Raw genomic sequence first — 20,509 nt, forward strand, 5'->3', positions numbered from 1 at the left:
TGTCATCCCACCCCGGAAGGAAGGAACGTGCTGAGCACATCCCTCACGAGTGACTCTTTGGTGCGCCACTGGGATGAGGGTACCGCCACCACGACCGCGTAAGGCGTCCCGTTGACGATCACGCCCCGGTCGAGGGCGTGGGTCGTGCCGGTGGAGCGCGTCCAGGTGAACTCGATGTCGGCGGCCCGGCGGCCCGCGACGCTCGTCTGGGTGATCTCCCCGACCTGCTGGAAGTTCTTCAGCAGGCCGTCCTCGATCGCCTGCTGCCTCCACTCCGTCCAGTGGTCGACGGGGTCGCCGGTCCACTGCGTCTTGTCGACCTGCACGTACGCCTTGGTGGCCGGGTCGGTCCAGGCGACGCCGCGGCTCGTCGTCGACTTCTTCCAACCGGGCGGGACGCCGATCGAGTAGCCGGGGCCGAACGCCTTGACGAGACCGGCCGGCCACGTCTTGGACGGGGCCGGCGTCGGCGCCTTCGACGTCGGGGCATGCGAGGCGGGCTTCTCGCTGCCCTGGGTGACGGGCTGCTGGGACGCGTCGTACTTGGGAGGGGATCCGCCGTCCGGCCGGAGGAGCAGCACCGCCGCCGCCACGATGGCCGCCACCGCCAGCGAGCCGGCCATGATCGGCACCACCGGCGAGCGGCGCTTGCCCGGCGTGACGCCCACCGTTCCGGGGGCACCGGGCATCGGCGCCCACTGCTGCCCGTTCGTCCCGGGCGGGTAGCCGACCGTCATGTCCGGCACCGGGACGTGCTGGTGCGCCACCGGAGGCGGCGCCGACAGGGTCGGGCCCGTCCCGGGGCCGGCGGGAGCGCCCGCGTAGGACGCCTGGCCGTCGGCGGCCGTGGCCTGGCTCCAGGCGAGCTGCGCGGCGGCCTGGCCGGCCGCGTGCCCCGAGGCGACCGCGGCGAGCGCCTCCTCGGCGCGCTCCGCGCTCATCCGCCGGACCGGGTCGCGCTCCAGCAGCCCGAGCAGCACCGGCTCCAGCGGCCCCGCGTTCTTCGGCGGCGGCACCTCCTGCGTCATCACCGCCGCCAGCACCGCCATCGCGTCGCTGCGGTGGTGCGGCGCCTTGCCCTCGCAGGCCGCGTACAGGGTCGCGCCGAGCGCCCACAGGTCCGACGCCGGGATGGCGCGGTCGCCGTTGACCCGCTCCGGCGACATGTACGCCGGCGACCCCATGATCAGCCCGGTGCCGGTCAGCGTCGCGTCGCCCGCCATCTGGGCGATGCCGAAGTCGGTGAGCACCGCCCGGTCGTCCTCGGTGACCAGCACGTTCGCGGGCTTGACGTCGCGGTGCAGGATGCCGATCGCGTGCGCGGCGCGCAGCGCCCCGATGATCTGCCGGCCGACCGCGGCGACGCGCCCGGGCGGCAGCGGGCCGTCCTCGTCCAGGACGTCCTGGAGCGAGCGCGCCCTGACCAGCTCCATGACGATCCACGGCCGGTCGTCCTCGTCCACGACGTCGTGTACGGTCACCACGCCCGGATGGTTCAGCCGCGCCGACGCGCGCGCCTCGCGCAGCGTCCGCTGGTGCCGGGTGTGGCGGTCCTGGTCGCTCAGCCCGGACGGCAGCAGCACCTCCTTGACCGCGACCTCCCGGTCGAGGGTCTCGTCCTGGGCGCGCCAGACCGTGCCCATGCCGCCGCGGCCGACCACCGACACCAGCCGGTACCGGCCCGCGAGCAGGCGCCCTTCCTCCATCAGTCCTCCGCCGGCTTGAAGTGCTCGTACACCGGCTGCAGTTGCGAGAACGCGCGGTCCCACGCGTCCTGCGGAGTGTGCAGCAGGATCGCGTAGCCGTGCCCGTTCGCGACGAACCCCCGGTTCAGGACGTGGATCCGGCCGCCGTCGCCGTCGTAGGTGAACTCCCAGTCGGCCGACTTGTCGCCGTTCCCGGTGTCGCGGACGGGCGGGTGGTCCCCGGTGGGCTCGATCTTGATCCGCTTGTAGCCGGGGAAGCCGGCACCGCCGTTCTCGTTCTCCCGCCAGTCGCCGATCGCGCTCTTGCCCGGGCTGTCGGTCTGGTCGATCTGGAAGAACGTCCGCCGGTCCGGCGCGTAGAAGTAATCGCCGTGCTCCCCGCGCTCGGGGCCGCTCCACCCGGCCGGGACGGGCACCGAGTAACCGGACTTGTCCTTGTGGGTGGTGAACCCGGCCGGCAGGCCCGTGCTCGGTGACGCGGACGCGGACGGGGACGCCGTCGTGGCGGGGGCCGAGGGCGGGGCGTGGCTCGTGGCCGTCGGGCCCGCCTTCTTCTTCGGCTTGTCATCGTCGCCGGAACTGGCCCACGCGATCCCGGCGACCACCACGATCACCAGCAGCACGACCGCCGCGACGATCAGCACGTTGCGGTTCGAGGCGAGCGCCGGACGGCCCGCCGGGGCCGTCGCGCCGCCGCTCTGCCCGGCGGGGCCGCCGTGCGGGCGCTGCGCCGGGCGCGTCTCGGGCCCGGGCTGCCAGGACGCGACCCGGTTCGGGTCGTGCCGGTTCGGGTCGTGCCGGTCGGTGGCCCCGGCCGGCACGTCGAACCGGGTGAGCTGGTCGGGCCGGGCGTCCGGCGACTCGGCGTGCGGCGCGGGGACGCCCGGCGGGTCCTGCGCGGGGCGCGGATCGGCCGGGGGCATGGCCCGCGTGCGGCCGGCCGCCGGATCGGGCCGCTTCCTCCCGCGCGGCGTGCCGGTCCGCCCGCCGTACGGGTCGGGGAGCGTGCTGCCGGGCTCCGGCGCGGGCGGCTGCGGTGCCTCCTCCACCGGGTACTCGACGGCCATCGTCCGCTGCGTGTCGATGGTCTCCTGCCGGACGATGTCGTCCAGCAGCGCGCCGGCCTCGATGGCCTCCATCCGCTGGTCGGGGTTCTTGCGCAGCAGGCCCTCGATGACCGGGGTCAGCCGGCCGCCCTTGTCCGGCGGGTCCGGCTCGTCGGAGATCACCGCGACCAGCGCGGCCATCGGCTCCGAGCGCTCGAACGGCGACTTGCCGTGCAGCATCGCGTACAGGGTGACGCCGAGCGACCAGAGGTCGGAGGCGGGGCCCGCGGTGCGGCCGCGGGCGCGTTCGGGAGCGATGTAGGCGGGCGAGCCCATGACGAGGCCCGTCTGGGTGAGGGTGGCGTCGCCGGACGCGGTGGCGATGCCGAAGTCGGTGAGCACGGCGCGCTCGCCCATCCGGCCGGTGCCGGTGATCAGCACGTTGCTCGGCTTGACGTCGCGGTGCAGCACCCCGGCCTGGTGCGCGGCGTGCAGCGCGGCCAGCATCTGCCGGCCGATCTCCGCGGCGCGGCGCGGCTCCATCGGCCCGTCCTGCTTGATCACCTGGTCCAGGGAGCGGGCCTTGATCAGCTCCATGATGATCCAGGGCCGGCCGTCCTCCTCCACGACGTCGTAGACGGTGACGACGCCGGGGTGGCCGAGCCGTGCCGCGGTGCGCGCCTCACGGAACGTGCGCTTATGGTGGACAGCGCGTTCCTCATCGGTGAGACCATGCGGGAGGATGACCTCCTTCACCGCGACGTCTCTGCCGAGGACCTCATCGTGTGCCTGCCAGACCGTCCCCATGCCGCCTCGGCCGACCTGGGTCACCAGTCGGTAGCGGCGGGCGAGCAACCGCTCACCGGTGGTCTCATTTGGCATATCCGCGACCATATCGACTTTTGCTGACAACCTTGGATCGAGCGTGCAAGCGACATCCCCCCACCCGTACGACGTCCGGCGCCGCGCCGAGGTTCGCCGCGGGGCGGGCGTGCCCGGACGGGAGCGTGGTGCCCATGACACCCGGTATGAATAAGCCCGGAACGACCAAGCGGGCCGCGCACGGCGACGGGGGGACCATGGCGGAGAAGGGCCTACTGGGCGAATGGCGCCGGCTCCTGCAGTCCGCGCCGACCATCTTCTTCTGGTACACCCGTCTCTCCGGGATCCTGTCGCTGCTCGCCTGGGTCTCCTATGGTCTCATCCTCGAGATAGCGGATATCTGGGCCCTGCGGTGGATCGGCTATCTCGGCTGGTTCCCCAGCGTCCCCGTCGGCATGCTGTGGATCCTGCTGTCGATGGGCATCCGGCGGCGCAAGAAGGCCGCCTGGCGCATCCTGGTGCTGATCTTCTGCCTGCCCGCCGCGCTCGGCGTGGCCGCCGTGCTCGGCACCGTGTTCAACCCGTCCGAGCCGACCTCCATCGGGCTGATCGTCACCGCCGCGGTGTACCTGGCGGTGCTCTGCCTGCTGGTGTCGGCCCGCGGCCAGTTCACCACGCTGCCCGACCGCGCCAACCGGCGGCTCGCCGTCACCGTCTTCACCAGCCTGCTCATCGTGACCTGCGGGATCGGCACCTTCCTGGTCACCGTCACCGACCGCAACTCCAGCGGCGACTTCTGGACGCACCCGTACTACGCGATCCTGCAGACCGTCCTCGGGCCGCGCGTCACCGGCAAGCCGATCGACGTGTCCGTCCCGTTCTGGGTGGACGCGATCCTGTGGGTCCTCGGCACCGGCCTGATGATCGCCACGTTCTGGGCGCTGTTCAGACCGGGCCGCCGCGACCCCGTGCTCAGCCCGCCCGAGGAGCTCGCCGCGCGCCGGCTGCTCGCCGAGTACGGCGAGCAGGACTCCCTCGGCTACTTCGCGCTGCGCCGCGACAAGGACGTCATGGTCGCACCGAACGGCAAGGCCGCCATCGCCTACCGGGTGGAGGGTTCTGTCTCCCTCGCCAGCGGCGACCCGCTCGGCGACCCCGAGTCCTGGGACCAGGCGATCGAGGCGTGGCTGGAGGAGTGCCGCGAGCACGCCTGGATCCCCGGCGCCGTCAGCGTCGGCGAGCGCGGCGCGCACGTCTACCGGCGGCACGGGTTCGACGCGCTGGAGCTCGGCGACGAGGCGATCATCGACCTCACCGACTTCAACCTGGACGGCCGGGAGATGCGGCAGGTCCGGCAGGCCGTCCGGCGGGTCGAGCGGGCCGGGTACACGATCCGGATCCGCCGCCACGCGCAGATCCCCGCCTGGGAGATGGCCAAGCTCATCCGCAGCGCCGACGCCTGGCGCGGCGAGGAGACCGAGCGCGGCTTCTCCATGGCGCTCGGCCGGCTCGGCGACCCGACCGACGGGCGCTGCGTCATGGTCGAGGCGTTCGACGCGCGCGGGGAGCTGCGCGGGCTGCTCAGCTTCGTCCCGTGGGGCCGCAGCGGGCTCTCCCTCGACCTGATGCGCCGCGACCGGGCCGCCGAGAACGGCCTGAACGAGTACATGGTCGCGAAGCTCGCCGAGAAGGCCGCCGCCGTCGGCGCGCAGCACCTGTCGCTGAACTTCGCGATGCTGCGGTCGGCGTTCGAGCGCGGCTCCCAGATCGGCGCGGGCCCGGTGTCCCGGCTGTACTACCGGTTCCTGTCGTTCGCGTCGAAGTTCTGGCAGCTGGAGTCGCTGTACCTGTCCAACGCCAAGTACCTGCCCGACTGGCGGCCCCGCTTCATCTGCTACACCCAGGGCCGCCACATCATCCGGCTCGGGCTCGCCTACGCCCGCGCCGAGGGCTTCCTGCCGAACCTGAACCGGCCCAAACTGGACCGTGCCGCCGCGATCGTCCCGTCCGCCGGGCTCGTCGACGAGATCAAGCGGATCGAGGAGGCCGCCGACGCCGCCCGCGCCCCGCAGCGCCGGCTGTCGGAGCAGGAGCGGGTCCGGCACGCCAAGCTCGACCAGATCCGCGCGGCCGGGATGGAGCCCTACCCGCTCGGGTTCGCGCGCACCGACTTCGCCGCCGGCGTCCGCGAGCGGTTCGCCGGCCTCGGCCCCGACGCGCGCACCGGCGAGCACGTCGCGATCGCCGGCCGGGTCGTGCTGGCCCGCGAGCACGGCCGGCTGATCTTCGTGACGCTGCGCGACGAGACCGCCGACCTGCAGGTCATGCTGACCTCCGACGCGCTCGGCGCCGAGTCGCTCGGCCAGTGGAAGTCGCTGGTCGACCTCGGCGACCAGGTCGGGGTGCGCGGCGAGGTCGCGACGTCCCGGCGCGGGGAGCTGTCGGTGCTCGCGTCGTGCTGGCAGCTCACCGCCAAGTGCCTGCGGCCGCTGCCGAACAAGCGCAGCGGGCTTTCCGACCCGGAGGCCCGGGTCCGGCAGCGCTACGTCGACTTCATCGTCAACGACGAGTCGCGGAAGATGCTGCGGATGCGCGGCGACGCCATCGCCGCCGTCCGCGACGGGCTGCGCGCCCGCGGCTACCTCGAGGTGGAGACGCCGATGCTGCAGCCGATCCACGGCGGCGCGGCGGCGCGTCCCTTCACCACCCGCATCAACGCCTACAACATGCAGCTCTACCTGCGGATCGCCCCCGAGCTGTACCTCAAGCGGCTGCTCGTCGGCGGCGTCGGGCGGGTCTTCGAGCTGAACCGCAACTTCCGCAACGAGGGCGTGTCGCAGAAGCACAACCCCGAGTTCACGATGCTGGAGGCGTACGAGCCGTACGGCGACTACGACACGATGGCCGAGCTGACCCGCCGCCTCGTCGTGGACGCGGCGACCGCGGCGCTCGGCACCACCGTCGTCGTCCGCGACGGCGTCGAGTACGACCTGGCCGAGCCGTGGCACGAGATCACCGTCTACGAGTCGGTGTCCAAGGCGCTCGGCGAGGAGGTCACCCCGGACACCCCGCTCGCCGCCGCGCAGGGCTTCGCCGAGCGGGTCGGGCTGAACTTCGACCCCGCCTGGGGCCAGGGCAAGATCGTCCAGGAGCTGTTCGAGGCGCTGGTCGAGGAGCAGCTGACCGCGCCCACCTTCGTCCGCGACTACCCCGCCGAGACCTCGCCGCTGACCCGGCCGCACCGCGACGACCCGCGGCTGGCGGAGAAGTGGGACCTGATCGTGTTCGGCCTGGAGCTCGGCACCGCCTACTCGGAGCTGATCGACCCCATCCTGCAGCGGCAGCGGCTCACCGAGCAGTCGCTGCAGGCCGCCGGCGGCGACCCGGAGGCGATGGAGCTGGACGAGGACTTCCTGCGCGCCCTGGAGTACGCGATGCCCCCGTCGGGCGGCATGGGCATGGGCATCGACCGGCTGCTGATCACCCTGACCGGCCGCAGCATCCGCGAGACGGTCCCGTTCCCGCTGGTCCGGCCCGGATACTGACCTTCTAGAGGACGCGGGGGGCGGGGCGGCGGCCCTGGCCGGCGAGCCAGCGGCGCGCCCGTCCCCTGCGCTCCTCCTCCGCCTCCCGCCGCGGGCCCTCCGGCGGGATCGGCAGGTACCGTCCGCCGCCCCCGCACGGCTCGCCATCCGCCGGCTCGTCGGGTGCCAGGACGTCGCCCCGTTCCAGGTCGAGCAGCCAGAGCCCGCCGGCGGGGCCCGCCTCCAGTGCCTGCGCGACCGCGCCGAGGTCGACGGGGAGCGCGTCGAGGCCGGACGGCCTTCCGTCGAGGGCCGCGGCGAGTTCCGCCGCCAGCTCGGCGTCGCCGGGCAGGCCCCGCTCCTCCAGCTCCGCGAGGCACTTGCGGGCCGCCGCCTCGGCACCGGCCAGGCCTTCGGCCACCGCCGCGGCCAGCACGTCCCCCGCGTACTGCAGCACCGGGCCGAGCGGCCGCCCGGCCAGCGCCGCCAGCCCCGCGCGCGCGTCGCCCCGCGCCACGGCGGCGCGGAGCCCCGCCAGCGCGTCCTCGTCCCACCCGGTCACAGGCACCTTTGTACAGACAACCCACGACCGAATACGGCGAGTGGCGGAAAATCCCACTTCAGCGCCGCGCGGCGAGCCCGTCCATCACCAGCTCCAGCAGATGGTCGCGCCGCGCGGCGAGGGACGGCGCCGTGTCGGCGATCGACGCGACGCCGCTGAACAGCGCGAACAAGTCGGTCCCGTCCACGTCCGGGCGGACGTCCCCGGACTCCTGCGCCCGCCTGAGCAGGTCGGCGCCCGCCGCCCGCATCCGGGCGCACGACGCGTGCAGCGACGTGGTGTCGTCCTCGAGCGTCGCGACCAGGGACGCCCCGAGCCCCCGGTAGACGGCGACCCCGGACGCGAACTCCCGCAGCCACGCGGCCAGCGCCTCCCAGGGCGGGCGCGCGTCGCGCAGCGCCTCGGCCCGGTCGGCGAGCCGGTCGAACCGGCCGCCGAGCAGCGCCTCCAGCAGCTCCTCGCGCGTCGCGAAGTGCCGGTAGAGCGTGCCCATCCCGACCTCGGCGCGGCGCGCGATGTCGCGCAGCGACGCCTGGGTGCCCTCCTCCGCCACGACCGCGGCCGCCACGTCCAGGATGCGCTCCCGGTTCCGCTGGGCATCCGCCCGCAGCGCACGCGTCATGTCCGGCATCCTAGTGGGCGTTGACAGGCGGAGCGCTGCTCCGGTTACTATACCGGAGCAGTGCTCCGCTTCTTTTGGAGGTTTCTCGTGAAAGCGATCCGCGCGCACGGCCCCGGCGACCCCGGCGTCCTCGTCCTGGACGAGGTCCCCGTCCCCGAGCCCGGCCCCGGCGACGTCCTGATCCGCGTCCGCGCCGCCTGCCTCAACCCGCCCGACTGGTACGCCCGCCGCGATTTCGCGATGTTCGCCGACGAGCACTTCGCCGGCGACCGCCCGCGCGTCCGGTTCCCCTGGACGCCCGGCTCCGACGCGTCCGGCGTCGTCGCCGCCGTCGGACCGGGCGTCACCGAGTTCGCCGAGGGCGACGAGGTCTTCGGGCTGATCCGCTTCCCCGACCTGAACAACGGCGGCCGCGCCTACGCCGAGTACACCACCGCGCCCGCCGCGCACCTCGCCCGCAAACCCCCGTCCGTCGACCACGTCCAGGCCGCCGCCGTCCCCATGGCCGGGCTGACCGCCTACCAGTTCGTCGTCGACCACATCCGGCTCCCCGCCGGATGGACCGTCCTCGTCAACGGCGCCGCCGGCGGCGTCGGCCACTTCGCCGTCCAGCTCGCCAAGACCCGCGGCGCGCACGTCATCGCCGTCGCCTCGTCCCGCCACGAGAAGTTCCTCCGCGACCTCGGCGCCGACGAGTACATCGACTACACCGCGACCGCCGCCGAGGACGCCGTCCGCGACGCCGACCTGGTCATCGACACCGTCGGCGGCCCGGACGCCCACCGCTTCCTCAAGGCCGTCAAGGACGGCGGGATCATCAGCCCCGTGTTCCACGGCGACTACCACCGCGAGGAGGCCGCCCGCCGCGGCATCGAGTTCCGCGGCGGCCAGGTCCACTCCGACGGCGCCCAGATGGCCGAGCTCGCCGCCCTCCTCGCCGACGGCTCGCTCCGCGCCGGCATCGACTCCGTCTACGACCTGGCCGACGCCGCCAAGGCCCACGAGCGCGCCGAGGGCGGCCACATCCAGGGCAAGATCGTCCTGTCCGTGCCCTGACCGCCGGACACGCTCACCCGATGAAGATCATCAAGGACGCCGGCGCGTGGACCCCGCCCACCGCCGGCGACTGGTGGGCGGGGAGCACCGCTTCACCGACGTCACCGTTCCCCGCCTCAGGCCTCGGGGCAGTCGTGGTAGGCCTCGACGAGCCAGCGGCCGCCGTGCCGGGCCAGCACCCAGGTCGCCATCGACCACGCTGCGGGCTCCGCGGCGTCCGCCGGGACGGTCCCGCTCCTGCTGATCACGATGGCGGTGTCCGCGTCCAGCAGCCGGACGCTCCGCACGTCGTGCACGCGCCGCGTCCCCTTGAGCGGCCCGGCGAAGGCGCCCGCCATCGCCGCCCGGATGCCCTCCCTGCGCCGGAGATGGAACCCGGGCAGGATCGCGGTCGCCTCATCGGCGTAGACGCTCACGAAGGCGTCCACGTCATTGTCCGCCCACGCCCGCGACGCGGCGGCGACCACGTCCCGGACGCCGTCAATCGACTCCATCTCGTCCTCCCTGATCGGTGAGGTCCCGGCCGTCCGCCCGGACCTCACCCATACGTCGGGACACCGGAGCCGTTTTGGACACCGGCCCGCCCGCGAGCCCCGCCATGCGCCGCAGGAGCTCCGCGCGCTCGGCGCCGTTGCCGGTGAGCTCCAGAGCCCGCCGGTACGCGCGCTCCGCCCCGCCCGCGTCACCGGCGCGCCTGAGCAGGTCGGCATGCGCGGCGTACAGGGGCTGGTAGCGCTCGAGGGCAGGCTCGTCCAGCAGCGGGCCGAGCAACGCCAGCCCCGCCTCCGCCCCGTCGGCGAAACCGACGGCGACCGCCCGGTTCAGCTCCACCACGGGCGACGGGCTGATCTCGCCCAGCGTCCGGTACAGCCGCGCGATCCGCACCCAGTCGGGCTCCGGCGACGCCATGTGCAGCGCCGCGATCGCCGCCTGAAGCCCGTACTCCCCGGGACGCGCCGCCCGCCGCAGCGCCGCGAGCCCCGCACGGATCTCCGCGCGGTCCCAGCGCCCGCGGTCCTGCTCGTCCAGGCCGGCATAGCGCCCGTCCGCGTCCGTCCGGGCGGCCCTGCGCGCGTCCTGGAGCAGCATCAGCGCCAGCAGGCCCCACACCTCCGGCTCGTCCGGCATCAGCCCGGCGAGCAGCCGGCCGAGCCGGATCGCCTCCCCGCACAGCTCCCCCCGCACCAGCCGCTCCCCCTCGGCCGCGGAGTACCCCTCGTTGAAGATCAGGTAGACGACGCGGAGCACCCCGCGCAGCCGCCCCGGCAACTCGTCCGCGGCCGGCACCCGGTACGGGACGCGCGCGTCCGCGATCTTGCGTTTCGCCCGGACGATCCGCTTGCCCATCGTCGGCTCGGCCACCAGGAAGGCCCGCGCTATCTCGCCGGTGGTCAGCCCGCCCACCATCCGCAGCGTCAACGCCACCCGCGCCGGCAGGCCCAGCGCCGGATGGCAGCAGGTGAAGATCAGCCGCAGCCGGTCGTCCCCGACCGGGCCCCCGTCCGCCGCGTCCGCCTCCCCCGCCGCTCCTGCCTCCGCCCGGACCAGCTCGGCCAGCCGCTCCGCCCGCGCGGCGGCCGACCGGTCCCGGCGCAGCCGGTCGATCGCCCGGCGGCGCGCCGCCACCGTGATCCAGGCCCCCGCCCGCTCCGGCACCCCGTCCCGCCGCCACGCCTCCACCGCCGCCGCGAACGCGTCCTGCAGCGCGTCCTCCGCGAGCTGCAGATCACCGACCTGCCGGATCAGCGTCGCCAGCACGGCGGCCCGCTCGTCCCGGAAGACCCGCTCGACCTCCGCGTCGGAGCAGCCCTCAGCTCCGCCCACCGCGCCCTCGCCCGGGTGCGATCGGCCGCACCTCGACCGACCCGTACCGCACGATCGGCAGCCGCGCCGCATGCGCGAGCGCCTCGTCCAGATCGGCGCATTCGAGCACGTAGTAGCCCGCCAGGAACTCCTTCGTCGTCGCGAACGGCCCGTCCGTCAATTCGGTCTCTCCCGCGCGCACACGGACGGTCGTCGCGGAATCCGGCGAATGCAGCATCGCGTTGTCGACCAGGGCACCCGCCTCACGAAGACTCTCCGTCACCTCCTGCCACGACGGCATCTCCGCGAACCTGTCGCGCCCCTCGTCCTCGTCCGCATAGAGCAGCAACATGTACTCGGCCATCACGCCTCCCGGTTCGTCGGACAGCACCTCCACCAATCCGACGCAGCACCCCGCCCCGCTTGGACCGGACGCCACGGCCGGCGGCTTCTACCCCGACGACTGCCCGCGGTAGACCTCCACCGCGTAGCGCAGGCGCGCGCCGACCAGCAGCCCCTCGTCCTCGGGACAGGCCAGCAGGCGGCTCACCAGCTCGACGAGCTGGTCGTCGGTGAGATCGGGCTCGTGCTCGGCGACCCGCGCGACGATCTCCACCAGCTCAGGCCGCTTGTACGTCGCGATCGACCGCCCGCGCCGTATCCGCGGCGATTCACCAGAACCTGGACGCGGGGCTGCGGCGGGCGGCTCCTGCGGCGGACGAACCTCCCGAACGCCCCGCCAGTCGTCCTCCTGCGGGGACGCGGAAAGGCGTTCCGCGGGCGCACCCTGAGCCGCTGCACGGCCCGACTCCCCCGCGTCGCGCCGCCCGGCCGCCGGTGTTTTCGGCTGCGGACGACCCGGCGCCGGGGCGTCCCTTCGTGGACGTCCCGGATCGGCCGAGGTGGAGCGCTCCCGCGCCGGCGGGCGACCCTCGCCGGTTCCGGCGGGCGGGAGCCCGGGCTGCTCGGGCGAGGACGAAACGGGCCGAGGCGCGCGAGGTCCCGGCACGTCCCGCCGCTCGCCAGCCCACGAAGGCTCGGCGGCACGCGGCGGCTGACCGGGGCGCGGTGCTTCGGCGGCGCGTGGAGACTCGGGCTGGCCCAGCGGGTCACCGGTACGCGGCGGCTCGGCAGGATGCGCAGGCTCGGCGGCGCGTGGAGACTCAGCCGGGCGTGGAGGGCCGGCGGCACGCGGCGGCTGAGCGGAGCGCGAAGAGTCGGCGGGGCGCGCAGGCTCGGCGGCCCGCGGTGGTTCAGCGGAAATCCCTGACCGTGCGGGAGGCGAAGACTCGGCAGCGCGCGAGGGCTCAGCGGGACGGGGAGATTCAGCGGGCCGCGAAGCGTCGCCGGGACGCGGCGGGTCGGCGGCGAGCGGAGACCCGCCAGTGCGCGAAGGGGGGACGGGACGCGGAGACTCGGCGGGACGTGGAGGGTCGCCGTGACGCGAAGACTCGGTTGCACGCGGTGCTTCGGCGGCACGCGGAGACTCGGCGGGACGCGGTGGTTCGGCGGCGCTCGGTGGTTCGGCGGCACGCGAAGACTGGGCAGAGCGCGAAGGCTCGGCCGGACGCGAAGGCTCGGCGGGGCGCGGTGGTTCGGCGGCACGCGAAGACTGGGCAGAGCGCGAAGGCTCGGCCGGACGCGAAGGCTCGGCGGGGCGCGGTGGTTCGGCGGCACGCGAAGACTGGGCAGAGCGCGAAGAATCGGCGGCGCGCGGAGCGTCGGTGGGGCGCGGTGGTTCGGTGGGGTGCGGAGGGGTCGTTGGCCGCGAAGGGTCGGCGGGGCGGGCGTGGCGGCCGGTGGGGGGTTTTGGCGCGGGTGGGCGGGGTGGTTCGGCGGGTTGCTCGGGGGCGGGCTCGGCGGGGGTGCTGTCCGGTTCGTCCTGCGGGGACGGTGCGGGGTCCGGGGATGCGAGGAGGGTGAAGAGGGAGGCGGTCGGGGTGACGGTGTCGCGGAGGGACGCCGGGAGCGGGGTCGCGGGCGGCGGGCCCTCGGGGACGGGGAGGCCGGGCCCGGCGGGGCCGACGAGGATGATGCGGGGCGCGAGCCAGAGCAGGAAGAGGGCCTCGGCGCCCGCGTCCTGCTCGCCGTCCACGATGACGACGTCGAACGCGTCCGGCCGGGGCGGGAGGGTGTCGGGGATGCGCCACAGCGGGACGATCCACGCGGGCACGGTGTCGAACGGCGAGGCCGGCGCCGGGGGCAGGGCGGCGCGGACGGCGGTCCAGGCGCGGGCGGAGTCGAGGGCGGCGCCGGCGGTGCGCAGCCGCTGCTCGGCGGCGTTGAGGGAGGCGCGGAGCCGCTGCTCGGTCGGGGAGAGGGCGGTCTCGGCGAGGCGGCCGGACGCGCGGGCCCACGCCCAGGCGTCGTCCCAGTGGCGGGTGCGGTCGTGCCATTCCTCGTCGCCGTCGGTGGCGAGGAGGAGGTGGGCGAGGTCGGGGTGGACGTCGCGGACCCGGTCGAGGAGTTCCTCGCAGCGCAGCTGGAGGGCGCGTTCGTGCCGGGCTTCGGCGAGGGCGCCGAGGCAGCGGCCGTAGGCGTCGGCGTCGCGGGCGTCGATGGCGGCGCGGGCGGCGGTCAGCTCGGGCGGCGCGCCCGGCCCGGCGGGGCCGATGGAGTCGCGCAGGGCGTCGAGGTCGGCGGCGGCGCGGTTGACGCCGAGGCCCTCCAGGGCGCTGTCGAGGGCGGCGACGTAGCCGTGCCACTGCAGCGGGTGGCTCAGCGGGACGGCGAGCCCGGCGCGGTCGAGGAGGTCCTTGGTCTCGTCGACGTACGGGATCAGCCGGTGCACGCGTTCGAGGCGGGCGTGCGCGCGGACGAACCGGACGACGCGGTCGGCGGGCGGGAGGTCGGCGGGGAAGGAGATGCCGGCGGCCTCCCAGACGTACTGCAGCTCCTGGCAGGTCATCCGGAGCATGAGTTCGGTGAAGACCATGTCCAGCGCGGCGGCGGTGGCGGGCGGCTCGCCGTCGACCGTCACGCCGGCGAGCAGCGCGTCCGCGTGCTTCTGCGCGGCGGACCGCAGCGGCCCGCGCTTGAGGGTGCCGCCGTCGGCGAGGTGGTTGCGCAGGTCTTGGGCGGCGCTGGCGAGGCGGCGCAGGTGCAGCTCGCCGGCCGGCAGCCGGACGCGGTGGCCGCCCATGCCCTCGAGGGCGCGCTCGGCCCATTCGGCGCGGGCGGCCATCTCGATGACCCGCGTCCAGACCAGGGGGCGGCGGCGGGCGAGGGCGTCGGCGAACGCGCGGACGGCGAGGTCGGCGGGGTTCCAGCCGCCGGGGTGGCCGTCCAGGCCGAGCTCGCGGAGCGCGGCGCCGACGTTGGACGCGGCGCCGTCGAGCCGGGCGAGCAGGGTGACGTCGTGGGCGCGCAGCCGCCGCGACAGGTCGGTCTCGGACCGCTGGACGCGGTCGGCGGCGGCCGCCTCCGCCTCGATGAGGGTGCGGACGTAGGGGGCGCTCGGGAGGGTGCCGGGGTCGACGTCGCGCTGGGCGGTGCGGGCCTTACGCTCGGGCGTCTCGTCGGCGAGGAGCGCGGCCAGTTCGGCGGCCTCGGCGGCGGAGATCGGCGGCGTCGGCGGCAGGTCGGGCGCGACGGGCATCCAGGACAGGCCGGGCGCCTCGGCGCGGAGCCGCTCGGCGAGCTCGCCGCGCGCGCCCCGGTAGCCGGAGCCGAGGTCGGCGACGGATCCGCTGCGCAGGTGCTCGGTCAGCTCGGCGACGTCCTGCTCGGCCTGCGCCTCCTTCTCGGCGAGGTCGGCGAGGTCGGGGACGGGCCGGCCCGCGCGGACCCGGACGGTGTCGGCGGTCTGCGCGGCGGTGGCGGGGTCGGCGACGGTGAGGGCCGCGAGGTCGGCGGGCAGCGCGGCGCGCAGCGCGGCGGACGCGGACGCCCCGGACGTGGCGACGAGCACCCGGTGGCCGCGCACCAGCAGCCCGGTGAGCAGGCCGGGGACGGTCTGCGGGGTGCGGTCGGGCACGTGCATGACCTGCGGGCGGCGGGCGGGGTCGAGGAACCGGGCGAGTCCCTCCGGGACGCCGCCGGACAGCAGCCCGATCAGCCTGGTGTGGTAGTCGGCGGCGGCCTCGCGGCCGGGCGGCCGGACGACCAGGGCGGGCGCGAGCCGCAGCCGCGGGACGGGCGTCGGCGCGCCCTCGGCGGCCCAGTCCTCCCGGTAGTCGACGGTGCCGGAGACGGCCGTGCCGGCCCATTTGCGCAGGACGTCGCCGACCGAGGCGTGCAGTCCGAACCCCTGCCCGGCCTGGACGGCGTCGGACACCCAGTCGGCGGGCCGGAACCCGGGCGTGCCGGCGAGCAGTTCGCGGTCGCGCAGGGTGGTGCGGCCGGCGAGGACGACGTCGATGCGCTCGGTCCGCTCGTCCAGCGCGATCCGGACAGGGGTGCCGAGCAGGTGGTCGTGGACCGGCGGCGCGTCGGGCGGGCGCCAGGCGAACAGGCCGGTGGCGAGGACGACGTCGTGGTCGGCGAGGTCGCGCAGGATCCGGTACCAGTGCCGCAGGCCGAGCCAGCCGTCGAACTCCTCCAGCACGGCGGGCGGCGTCAGCGGGATGACGGGGACGCTGAACAGCACGTCGCCGGGGCCGGCGTCGGTCTCCACGTAGACGTCCCCGGGCAGGTCGGCGAGCCAGTGGACCTGCTCGTGCTCGGCCAGGTCGCGGGACGGGCGGCGGCGGGAGCGCGCGAGGTCGCGCAGGTGCCCGAGCAGGCGCGCGGCGCGCTCGGCACCGGCCGCGTCGTCCCGCGCGGCGCCGGCCGGCGCGCCCCGCGGGGCGCCCGGCGCTCCGTGCCCGCCGCCTCCCGCCTCCCGGTCGGCGCCGCCCGCCGCCCGGCCCGGGCCCGGACCCTGCTCCGGCACCGCGGCTCCTTCCCCGGGGCCGCGGTGCCGTTCGCTCTCGGTGCCGCCGCCCCTGTGATGCTGTGCACCGATCTAACACCCAAGGGCGGGCCCGGTCGAGCGGTTCCGATGATCTTGATCAGCGGGTACTGACCCGGGTGCGCCCGGTTCAGTGCGCGCGCGCCAGGTGGCGGTCCTCGCTCGGCAGCATCACCCACAGCACCAGGTAGACCACGAACTGCGGGCCGGGCAGCAGGCAGGACAGCAGGGCGAGCAGCCGGACGGTCCACGGCGCCATGCCGAACCGCTGCGCGAGGGCGGCGCAGACGCCGCCGATGATCCTGCCGTGACGCGGACGATAAAGGCCGTTCATGATGGTCTGTCTCCCCGATCCGTTCGAGTGAACACCGGGCGGTGGGCCCGGGGGACCGCGGTTCTCACGGCCACGACGTCCACGCTACGGATCGGGCACCCGGCCCCACATCGCCCGTACGGGCCGTTCCGTGATCCCCCAAAGGAGGACGTCCGGCCGCTCCGGGGGTCCCCCTTGGGGTCTACGGGATGTCCCTTAGGGGGCGTTGTGGCGGGCGACCAGGTCGGGCAGCGCGTCCAGGCCGTCCAGCACGAACAGGCATTCGGCGAGGGTCTCGTCGTCCCGCTGGATGTGCCCCCACGGGCCGCGCCGCAGGAACGCCGCCTTCATCCCGAACGCGATGGCGGGCCGCATGTCGTTGTCGATGCGGTCCCCCACGTACAGGACGCGGTCGGGCAGCACGTCCGCGATCTGCGCGCACCGCTCGAAGAACTCCGGCGACGGCTTCTCGACGCCCCACACGTCGGAAATGCCGATGACGTCGGCGTCCAGCCCGAGGGCCGCCATCTGCTCGGCGGCCTGCACCGGCTGGTTCCCGGCGATGCCGACGTAGAGCCCCTGCCCGTGCAGCGCGCTCAGGCAGGCCCGCGCGTCCGGGTACAGGTCGTCGGGGCCGAAGCCGTTCGGCACGCCCGCCGCCGCGCGCCGCTTCTCCTCCGCGTCCAGGTCGAACCCGGGCGAGAAGTACTGGAACACGTCCTGGTGGCCGCCGCCGGTGGCGAGGATCGCGCCCAGCTTGGTGAGGAAGGTGTGCCGCGGGACGCCGAGCCAGTCGGCCCACCGCCCGTAGATCTCGCCTTCGTTGACCAGCGTCTCCCCGATGTCGAAGAAGACCGCCTGGATCGACCGGGGGGCCGGGGGGTACCCGGTCACGGGCGGGCCAGGTCGACGGTGGTGCCGGGGGCGAGGCGGCGGAAGTCCCGGCCGAGTTCCTCGCCGGCGCCGGTGAGAACGCGTTCCATCACCGACAGGCCGACCTCGTTGAGCAGGCCGTCGTGGATGGCGAAGGCGCGCTGGGGGCGGACGGCGCGGGTGTACTCGTACAGGTCGACGGCCCGCATCCAGGGCGCGTTGCCCGGCAGGCACAGGGTCGGGACGGGCACGCCGGGGACGGTCAGCGCGTCGCCGGGGTGGAAGACCTCGCCGTCCACCAGGAAGCCGACGTTCGGGACCGGCGGCAGGTCCGGGTGCATGATCTCGTGGTCCTCGCCGTAGACGTGGACGTCGAACCCGGCGATGGTGAGGGCGTCCTCGTGCCCGACCTGGTGGACGCGCCCGCCGAGGTCGGCGAGGTTCTCGGCGACGACGCGGGACGTCCAGACCTCGAGCGCGGGGTCGGCGGCCATGGCGCGGCGCAGCCCGTCGGCGTCGAAGTGGTCGAAGTGCTCGTGGGTGACGAGGACGGCCTGGGCCCCGGCGTACGGGTCGGCGTCCCCGGTGAGGCCGCCGGGGTCGATGACGAGGGTGCGGTCGTCCCGCGCGAGCCGGACGCACGCGTGGCCGAGCTTGGTGAGGCGCATCGATCCAGTTTTCCACGCCGGTCCGGTGAACGGACCGTCACCTCCCGAGGGGGGACGACCCCCCCACGCCCCCCGGCCGACTCCGTCGGGGCCGTTGACCGGGCCTTGCCCCGCTGATACAACACGGTGAACGCCACTAGAACTCGTTCTAGTTCGGGCGTGCCCCGGAGCGAGGAGGCGGCCAATGCCCGTTCCCGACCAACGCGATCCCGAGGTCACCAGGACCGCTCTGGCGGACTGGCTCGGCGAGCGGCTGCCCGGCGCGGCGGTCCCGCACCTGGAGACGCCGCAGACCAGCGGTTTCTCCAGCGAGACGCTGATGTTCGACGCCGAGTGGACCGAGGACGGCACCAGCAGGCGCGAGCCGTACGTGGCGCGGGTCGCACCCGCGAACTACCAGATCTTCCCCGAGCCGCGGTTCGAGGAGCAGTACCGGCTGATGCGGATCCTCGACGACCGGACCGACATCCCGGTGCCGCCGATCCGCTGGTACGAGCCGTCCGGCGACGTGCTCGGCGCGCCGTTCTTCGTGATGGGCCGCATCGACGGGCAGGTCCCCACCGACATGCCGCCCTACCACCTGGACGGCTGGGTGACCGAGGTCGCGCCGGACGAGCGGGCCGCGATGTGGTGGTCCACCCTGGAGATCATGGCGCGGCTGCACCGGCTGGACGTCGGGGAGCTCGGCCTGGAGTTCCTCGACATGCCGGCGTGGGGCGCGCCGGGCCTGGAGCAGCGGCTCGGCTACTACGAGCACTACCTGCACTGGGCGTACAAGGGGCCGCAGGAGACCGCGCTGAAGGCCCTCGACTGGCTGAAGGCGAACCGTCCCGAGGAGCCGGACGACCCGGTCGCGCTCTGGGGCGACGCCCGCATCGGCAACGTGATCTTCCAGTCGGGCGCGCCGGCGGCGGTCCTGGACTGGGAGACGGCGATGCTCGGCGCGCCGGAGGAGGACCTCGCCTGGTTCATGTTCCTGGACCGGCACCACTCCGAGGGCGTCGGCGCGGCGCGGCTGGCGGGCTTCCCGTCCTACGCCGACACGATCGCCCGGTACGAGGAGCTGCTCGGGCGGCCCATGCGGGACATGGCGTACTACGAGATCCTTTCCGGCTTCAAGTTCTCGGTGATCATGGCGCGGATCGGCCAGGCGATGATCGACTTCGGCTGGATCGACCAGGACGCCGACTTCCCCTACAACAACAACTGCTCGCAGCTGCTCGCGCGCATTCTCGGAGGCGACGCGTGACCCTCTCCCCCCTCGACGACTACCCGATCCACCAGGCGCCCGAGGTGATGCGGCACGTCACGACGTCGGACCGCAACTTCTACGACCGGTACTACTTCAACGTCCATCCGTCCTCGGACGAGATGATGATGCTCATCGGGATCGGGCAGTACCCGAACCTCGGGGTGATGGACGCGTTCGCGGTCGTCCGGCGGGGCCCGCTGCACAAGGTGGTGCGGGCGTCGCGGGAGCTCGGGGACGACCGCATGGACACGACGGTCGGGCCGTTCCGGGTCGAGGTGATCGAGGGGCTGAAGCGGCTGCGGGTCGTGCTGGAGGAGACCGGGCACGGCCTGTCGTTCGACCTGACCTGGGACGGGGCGATCCCCGCGACGCTCGAACCGCCGCACTACCTGCGCTGGCAGGAACGCGTCGTGTTCGACTCGCGGCGCCTCGCCCAGACCGGCCGCTGGACGGGCACGATCACCGTCGAGGGCGAGACGATCGACGTCACCCCCGACCACTGGTGGGGGTCGCGCGACCGCTCCTGGGGCATCCGGCCGGTCGGCGAGCCCGAGCCGCCCGGCATCCAGGTGAAGAACGCCGGGACGTTCTACTGGCTGTACACGCCGATGCAGTTCGAGGACCACTCCGTCCTGTGCATCCTCCAGGAGGACGAGAAGGGCCGCCGGCTGCTGGAGGAGGCGACCCGCGTCTGGCCGGACGGCCGCGAGCCCGAGTACCTCGGACGTCCCGAATACCGTCCGGAATACGCCGAGGGGACGCGGGACGTGGTGACGGCGACGCTGCGGTTCGCTCCGCCGGGCGGCGAGCCGTTCGAGATCCGCGCGACGCCGATCCTGCCCGTCCACCTGATGGTCGGCACCGGGTACGGGCTGGAGCCCGACTGGAAGCACGGCATGTACCAGGGGCCCGAGCTGAAGGTGCAGGCCGTCACCTACGACACCCGCAAGCCCGACGACGCCGCGCGCATGTGGGGCATGGTCGACGCCGTAGGCCGCTACGAGTACCTGGACGGCGCCGAGCCGGGGGACGCCGCCACCGGCCACGGGCTGTTCGAGTACTGGGCGCTCGGCCCGCACCCGTCCTTCCCCGAGGGAGCCTGAGCACCGCGTGGATTCTGCGAGACTGGCCACCGTGACGACGCCGCCATCGCAGGACCCGGACGACGGGGCGCGCCGGGAGCGGCGGAGGGAGCTGGACCAGCAGGTGCGCGACCGCTACGGGACCTGGCGCGACCAGCCGCGCGGGCTGGCCTGCGCGGTGATCGCCGCGTTCCTGGTGCTGACCACGGCGGCGTTCGTCTTCGCCGTCGTCGCGGTCGTGATGGCCGCTCGCTAGAAGACGCAGCCGGGGCGCCGATCCGTGCGGATC

16 protein-coding genes are annotated in these 20,509 nt (G+C 74.4%); 5 read left to right on the forward strand and 11 right to left on the reverse strand.

All coding sequences use genetic code 11. From position 1 onward, the window contains the following. Positions 1-2 precede the first annotated feature (2 nt). Both ACA514_RS43330 and ACA514_RS43335 read right to left on the reverse strand, forming a co-directional pair. Entirely contained in the window at positions 3-1,706 is a 1,704-nt protein-coding gene (locus ACA514_RS43330; RefSeq protein WP_375047304.1) for a protein kinase, read from the reverse strand. After that, positions 1,706-3,634: a protein kinase gene (locus tag ACA514_RS43335; RefSeq protein ID WP_375047305.1), complete on the reverse strand. Its 1,929-nt coding sequence runs from the start codon at positions 3,632-3,634 to the stop codon at positions 1,706-1,708. Before ACA514_RS43335 ends, ACA514_RS43330 begins: the two co-directional genes overlap by 1 nt. Positions 3,635-3,831: 197 nt before the next feature. Between ACA514_RS43335 and lysX the strand changes: the two genes are divergently transcribed. Then, positions 3,832-7,119 (forward strand): bifunctional lysylphosphatidylglycerol synthetase/lysine--tRNA ligase LysX, encoded by a 3,288-nt coding sequence (gene lysX / locus ACA514_RS43340; RefSeq protein ID WP_375047319.1) that lies wholly within the window; start codon positions 3,832-3,834, stop codon positions 7,117-7,119. A gap of 4 nt (positions 7,120-7,123) precedes the next feature. On the opposite strand, the gene ACA514_RS43345 is transcribed toward lysX, so the two are convergent. Both ACA514_RS43345 and ACA514_RS43350 read right to left on the reverse strand, forming a co-directional pair. Next, entirely contained in the window at positions 7,124-7,660 is a 537-nt protein-coding gene (locus ACA514_RS43345) for a hypothetical protein (protein ID WP_375047306.1), read from the reverse strand. A gap of 58 nt (positions 7,661-7,718) precedes the next feature. After that, positions 7,719-8,282 carry a TetR/AcrR family transcriptional regulator gene (locus tag ACA514_RS43350; protein ID WP_375047307.1) on the reverse strand — a complete coding sequence of 188 codons (564 nt, stop codon included), beginning with the start codon at positions 8,280-8,282 and terminating at the stop codon, positions 7,719-7,721. An 87-nt stretch (positions 8,283-8,369) separates the two neighbouring features. On the opposite strand from ACA514_RS43350, the gene ACA514_RS43355 reads away from it, so the two are divergent. After that, positions 8,370-9,338 carry an NADP-dependent oxidoreductase gene (locus ACA514_RS43355; RefSeq protein WP_375047308.1) on the forward strand — a complete coding sequence of 323 codons (969 nt, stop codon included), beginning with the start codon at positions 8,370-8,372 and terminating at the stop codon, positions 9,336-9,338. A 116-nt stretch (positions 9,339-9,454) separates the two neighbouring features. Here ACA514_RS43355 and ACA514_RS43360 read toward each other — a convergent pair whose 3' ends face one another. The 7 genes from ACA514_RS43360 to ACA514_RS43390 all read right to left on the reverse strand — a co-directional run bounded on the left by ACA514_RS43360 (position 9,455) and on the right by ACA514_RS43390 (position 17,886). Next, entirely contained in the window at positions 9,455-9,832 is a 378-nt protein-coding gene (locus tag ACA514_RS43360; protein ID WP_375047309.1) for an SgcJ/EcaC family oxidoreductase, read from the reverse strand. After that, on the reverse strand, positions 9,819-11,162 hold the full coding sequence (locus ACA514_RS43365) for an RNA polymerase sigma factor (protein WP_375047310.1): 1,344 nt from the start codon (positions 11,160-11,162) through the stop codon (positions 9,819-9,821). The genes ACA514_RS43360 and ACA514_RS43365 overlap by 14 nt, the downstream gene beginning before the upstream one ends. Next, positions 11,149-11,538 (reverse strand): YciI family protein, encoded by a 390-nt coding sequence (locus tag ACA514_RS43370; protein WP_375047311.1) that lies wholly within the window; start codon positions 11,536-11,538, stop codon positions 11,149-11,151. The genes ACA514_RS43365 and ACA514_RS43370 overlap by 14 nt, the downstream gene beginning before the upstream one ends. A 54-nt stretch (positions 11,539-11,592) precedes the next feature. Further along, a complete protein-coding gene (locus ACA514_RS43375; protein WP_375047312.1) occupies positions 11,593-16,014 on the reverse strand; it encodes a hypothetical protein in 4,422 nt (1,473 codons plus the stop codon). A gap of 148 nt (positions 16,015-16,162) precedes the next feature. Then, complete coding sequence (locus ACA514_RS43380) at positions 16,163-16,366, reverse strand: PspC domain-containing protein (protein WP_375047313.1); 204 nt, start codon at positions 16,364-16,366, stop codon at positions 16,163-16,165. Positions 16,367-16,561: 195 nt separating this feature from the next. Continuing rightward, positions 16,562-17,239, reverse strand: coding sequence for an HAD family hydrolase (locus tag ACA514_RS43385; RefSeq protein WP_375047314.1), 678 nt, complete (start codon positions 17,237-17,239; stop codon positions 16,562-16,564). Beyond that, on the reverse strand, positions 17,236-17,886 hold the full coding sequence (locus ACA514_RS43390; RefSeq protein ID WP_375047315.1) for an MBL fold metallo-hydrolase: 651 nt from the start codon (positions 17,884-17,886) through the stop codon (positions 17,236-17,238). Before ACA514_RS43390 ends, ACA514_RS43385 begins: the two co-directional genes overlap by 4 nt. A gap of 184 nt (positions 17,887-18,070) precedes the next feature. On the opposite strand from ACA514_RS43390, the gene ACA514_RS43395 reads away from it, so the two are divergent. From ACA514_RS43395 to ACA514_RS43405, 3 genes are read left to right on the forward strand one after another with little or no spacing between them, the layout of a single operon-like run. Further along, on the forward strand, positions 18,071-19,135 hold the full coding sequence (locus ACA514_RS43395; RefSeq protein WP_375047316.1) for a phosphotransferase family protein: 1,065 nt from the start codon (positions 18,071-18,073) through the stop codon (positions 19,133-19,135). Then, a complete protein-coding gene (locus tag ACA514_RS43400) occupies positions 19,132-20,241 on the forward strand; it encodes a hypothetical protein (RefSeq protein WP_375047317.1) in 1,110 nt (369 codons plus the stop codon). The genes ACA514_RS43395 and ACA514_RS43400 overlap by 4 nt, the downstream gene beginning before the upstream one ends. Before the next feature lie 31 nt (positions 20,242-20,272). Next, entirely contained in the window at positions 20,273-20,476 is a 204-nt protein-coding gene (locus ACA514_RS43405) for a hypothetical protein (RefSeq protein WP_375047318.1), read from the forward strand. Positions 20,477-20,509: the final 33 nt, after the last annotated feature.

Origin of the sequence: Actinomadura sp. NTSP31 (assembly GCF_041951385.1) — a bacterium.
Lineage (GTDB): Bacteria > Actinomycetota > Actinomycetes > Streptosporangiales > Streptosporangiaceae > Spirillospora > Spirillospora napierensis.